Source organism: Nostoc sp. FACHB-888 (genome assembly GCF_014696655.1).
Classification (GTDB): domain Bacteria; phylum Cyanobacteriota; class Cyanobacteriia; order Cyanobacteriales; family Nostocaceae; genus Nostoc.
In genome coordinates this window covers 1-4,539 of the sequence record NZ_JACJQM010000276.1, presented here as the reverse complement: position 1 = coordinate 4,539, position 4,539 = coordinate 1, and the positions used below count along the sequence as shown (strand labels likewise).

2 protein-coding genes are annotated in these 4,539 nt (G+C 37.6%); one reads left to right on the top strand and one right to left on the bottom strand.

Features of this window, described 5'->3' with window-relative positions; all coding sequences use genetic code 11:
- On the top strand, positions 1 to 1,025 hold a 1,025-nt coding region (locus H6G26_RS38920; protein ID WP_190737144.1), incomplete at its 5' end, for a histidine decarboxylase.
- 73 nt (positions 1,026 to 1,098) lie between these two features.
- On the opposite strand, the gene H6G26_RS38915 is transcribed toward H6G26_RS38920, so the two are convergent.
- Entirely contained in the window at positions 1,099 to 4,479 is a 3,381-nt protein-coding gene (locus H6G26_RS38915; RefSeq protein WP_190737141.1) for an amino acid permease, read from the bottom strand.
- Between the last annotated feature and the right edge of the window lie 60 nt (positions 4,480 to 4,539).

Here is a 4,539-nt window from a genome sequence, read left to right as displayed (position 1 = left end):
ATCTATTAAATAATGCTGGAGATCCATATATAGAGCCAGATTTTGGTCTTCATTCTCGTAAGTTTGAGCAAGAAGTTTTATCTTTTTTTGCTCACCTTTATAAGATTCCAGAAGATCAGTTTTGGGGTTATGTTACTGCTGGCGGAACTGAAGGTAATTTATATGGAATGTTTTTAGCAAGAGAAATTTACCCTAATGGGATTCTCTACTCATCACAAGACTCTCATTACTCCATATCCAAAGCAGCCAAATTATTCCGTATCCAGCATAATGTTGTTAATTCGCAAATTAATGGAGAGATTAATTATGAGCATTTTGAACAACTAATTAGCGAAAATCGAAGTTATCCAGCAATCATAAATTTAAATATTGGGACTACTGTCAAAGGTGCAATTGATAACTTAGACAAAGTTCTAGCAATTTTAGAGCGTAATCCAATTAAAGATTATTACATCCATTGTGATGCTGCACTTTCAGGATTAATATTACCATTTTTAGATGGCGCTCCGCAAGTTAACTTTGAAAAACCTATAGATAGTATAGCTATTTCTGCTAAATTTATTGGTTCTCCGTTACCTTGTGGTGTGGTTTTAACTAAAAAGAAATGGGTAGAAAAAGTTGAAACAGAAATTGAATATATTGGTTCAAAAGATACAACAATTCTCGGATCTAGAAACGGTCACACTCCCCTAATTCTCTGGTATGCAGTACAAACAAGAGGTTATGATGGATTAGCTAGAGAAGCAAACACTTGTATTAATAACGCCCAATATCTTTTTCAACAACTTAAAATCAGAGAATATCCATGTATGTTAAATAGTTTTTCCAATACCGTCGTGTTTCAGAAACCTCCTCAAAGGTTAATCAAAAAGTGGCAGTTAGCAGTTTATGAAAATTGGGCGCATATTATAGTCATGCAAAATATTAATCGGAAGAAAATTGATATTTTTATTAATGAACTTTTGCAAGAAGAAGAGGTAGTGAATAACGCAGAGACTTTCCAGCTACAGCCAGTACTACACTAATGTAGACTATCAAGCGATTTTAATCGTCCGATTTTACAAGGTGTTTCTCTAAAGAAAATTTGATTCCAAGATTTTATTGTTTTAAAAAGTTTTTGTAACACAAGTTACCAGCAAGTAGTATTTCTACTTGTTCACTATTCATAGGTGGTAAGAAAAAATACCCTTGTCCATAATCACATTGTAACGCCTTTAGTTGTGCTAATTGCTCTACACTTTCTATCCCTTCTGCTGTTACAGACATATTTAAATTATGAGCTAATGTCACAATAGCTCGAACAATTTCTAAATTTTCCCCTCGACTACCTATATTGCTGACAAAAGAACGGTCAATCTTAAGGGTTTTTATTGGTAGGCGATGTAGATAACTCAAAGATGAATAGCCAGTACCAAAATCATCCATGTGCAACTCCACATTTAGGGCTGTTAACTGGGAAAGCACGGTGGTAGCTAATTCAAAATTATCCATCAAAAAGGTTTCAGTAATCTCCAATTTCAAACTGCGTGGCTTCAGTCCAGTTTCTTGCAAAATATGTTTAACTTGTTTAAACACATCAGGTTCGGTGATTTGTTTTCCAGAAAAATTAACGCTAATTGTCAGGGGTAGTGAGCTAGGAAATTGTTTATGCCATTTGTGCATTTGGTGGCAGGCTTCATAAAGCACCCATTGCCCAATACTAAGAATCATTCCAGTTTCTTCGGCCAGGGGAATAAAATCTTGAGGGGCAATAAGCCCTAGGTTTGGATGATACCAACGTATCAGAGCCTCAAATCCAATAATTTTGCCAGTTGTCAGTGAAATAATTGGCTGGTAATAAAGACGAAATTCTTCTTGCTTGAGCAGCGCATTTCGCAGAGCAGTTTCTAACTCCAAAAGCAAAGATGCACCCTCATGCATTTTTTGATCAAAAACCTCATAACGGGCTTTCCCAAGCGATTTGGCACAGTACATTGCCACATCGGCATCGCGTAGAATCTGCGCTGCTTGCTCATAATCTGTTTTACTTAAAGCAATGCCAATACTAGCATTAGTAAATACCCTATGCTCATTTAGTTGAAATGGTAAAGCTAGCATTTTTTTAATTCGCTCGGCTAGCTGTATGGCGGTGCTAATATCCTCAATTTCCTCAATTAAGATTGTGAACTCGTCCCCGCCAAAACGGGCAACTATGTCTCCGACTCGCAGAACTGATTTGAGCCGATGAGAAATTTCAATTAAAAGTTGGTTTCCTAGTAGATGTCCAAGGCTATCATTAACAACTTTAAAGCGGTCTAAGTCTAAAAAGAGTACGGCAAATAGATATTTATTTTGCTGTTTAGTACGTTCTATTGCTTGCTGCACTCGCTCTAGAAAGAATCGTTGATTAGGTAATCCGGTTAGCCCGTCATGAAGACTATTGTGTAATAGTTGCTCTTGTGCTTGTTGACGCTTGATAATGTCTTTTTCAAGTTGTTGATTCACTCTAATAAGTTCAATGGTGCGTTCTAGAACCATCTGCTCAAGATGATGACGATACTGAACTAACTCTTTTTCTACTAACTTCCGCTTAGTGATGTCACGAACAATAACAACATACTCTCGTAGCTGAGAATTAAATGGCTGTGAGATAGTCGATTCAACAATTCGTAGGCCTTGATTTATTTTTAATGTTTGCTCACTTCTAATAGACCACTGTTCCGGTTTGCCGCGATAGCATTTTAATATTTGATTCAATTTTTGCCCAAGCAATTGCTGAATATTTGTTTGAAATAACTCTTCAGCAGCAGCATTTGTCTGACAAATTTTACCGTTTTCATCTAAAACTAAAACAGTATCTGGAACGGTATCGAGAGTAGTAATAAATAGGCTTTTTGCTTGTTTACGTGCATCATCAATAGCAACAATTTGTGGTAGAGTTGTCCAGCAAGCGATCGCAACTCCTGTAAAAGAGAGCGTTACTAATAAAATAGCCAGTAAAGAGTTATGAGTATTATTAGAATTTGTGTCTAATAAATTACGGGTAATCCAAGTACTTGTGGCAATAACACAAATTAATGATACTAATACAACCACCTGTAGTACCACAAAATCTTGGTTGTTTATACTAAACTTAGCCTTGTAATGCTGTGTCCACCATTTCGCGTCTAATGATGCTAATTTAAAGCGACTTAGCGCTACATCTCCTAGCATCAAAACAATGGGTAATAATAAACCCACTAAAAAATCCCTCCAATTCCAAGCTAAACCTCCTACTATTAGAACTACTGCTTCTACCAAGAAAAAACCAAGTGACAACCAAGGCCATAGTACTTGCGGTTTCCCTCGACCCAGCCATAGCCCCAGATGTAGTCCCATAATGGACAGAAGATAACAGGTGCCAGCTACTGTGACAAGTTGAGGTATATTTCCAAAATTGAGACAAAGCAGACTGAGTAGAAAGGTAACTAAGATAGCTGGCCCAAGGACACCGTGGCGAGAAACTAATGCAAATGCAGGAAAAAGTTGACCGTCTAAAGCAAGTTGGTATAATATCCGAGGAGAGTTGGAAACTGCCGTAGCAGCACTTAAAAGGCAGGATATAGTAATAATAAGTGTTACTATAAAAGAGGCAGATTCACCCCAAAAAGGCTTAGAAGCCTCTACCAAATTTAAGAACGCATCGTCTATTGTTGGATTTGGAGCCGAAGACATTAATACCCAAGAACCACCTAAAAATACCGCAGGAATTAGCCAAGCAGCTACGGTTAAGAAGCTCAAAGTTTTATATGGGTGGCGGCTATCAGCAACAAAAGAAGAAGTGGTTTCACAAGCATAAATTGAATAGCTAGCCAAAAAAAACCACTTTGCCCATTCTTCAAAGCTCAGGCTATGCGTGCTAGTTGGGATAATTTGAAAACTACTGGCTGAGAAGGCTAACCATATTACGCCTTGAACACAAAACAGAAGTAGTAATAAAATAGCTGGAAAGACAAAAAATAAATGCAGGATTGCTAAAGCACGGGTGCCACTGAAAGCCAAAATAAAAGGAATTGCTGTAAAAAGAACTTTCAAAAAAGCTTCTGGACAAGAAATATTTAATGTTTCAAGATTGAATTTAATTAAGTTTGTCAGAATAATCGCATAGAGTGCCGGTGCTGCTGCCCAGCTAAAAAAGTATCCTAAGGCTACGTAACGGCCCAAGCCAGGAAAGTTTTTTAGTAGCCTTGTGGTATAGTTTGGTGTTCCTCCGGCGACATCTGGCCAATGTCTACCAAGACTTTGTATCTGCAAGTTAAGTAAAAAGGAGACGATCGTGCCAAACAACCAAACTAAGATAGCTTTAGAGCCTAACTCTGCATGAATAATCGGAGCAGTACCAATCCATCCAACATGACCAGTTAAGCCGAAGCCCCAAGTTTCGAGATAACTCAGACTCCGTGGTAGGCGTATTACCAAGTGCTGATTTGTCTCTGCCTGTACAGAATTGTTAGTAATCATTGTTTCTTAGTGAAATTTACTTACTTTTTCACTCAATAGCTGAATATCACCTCACATAGC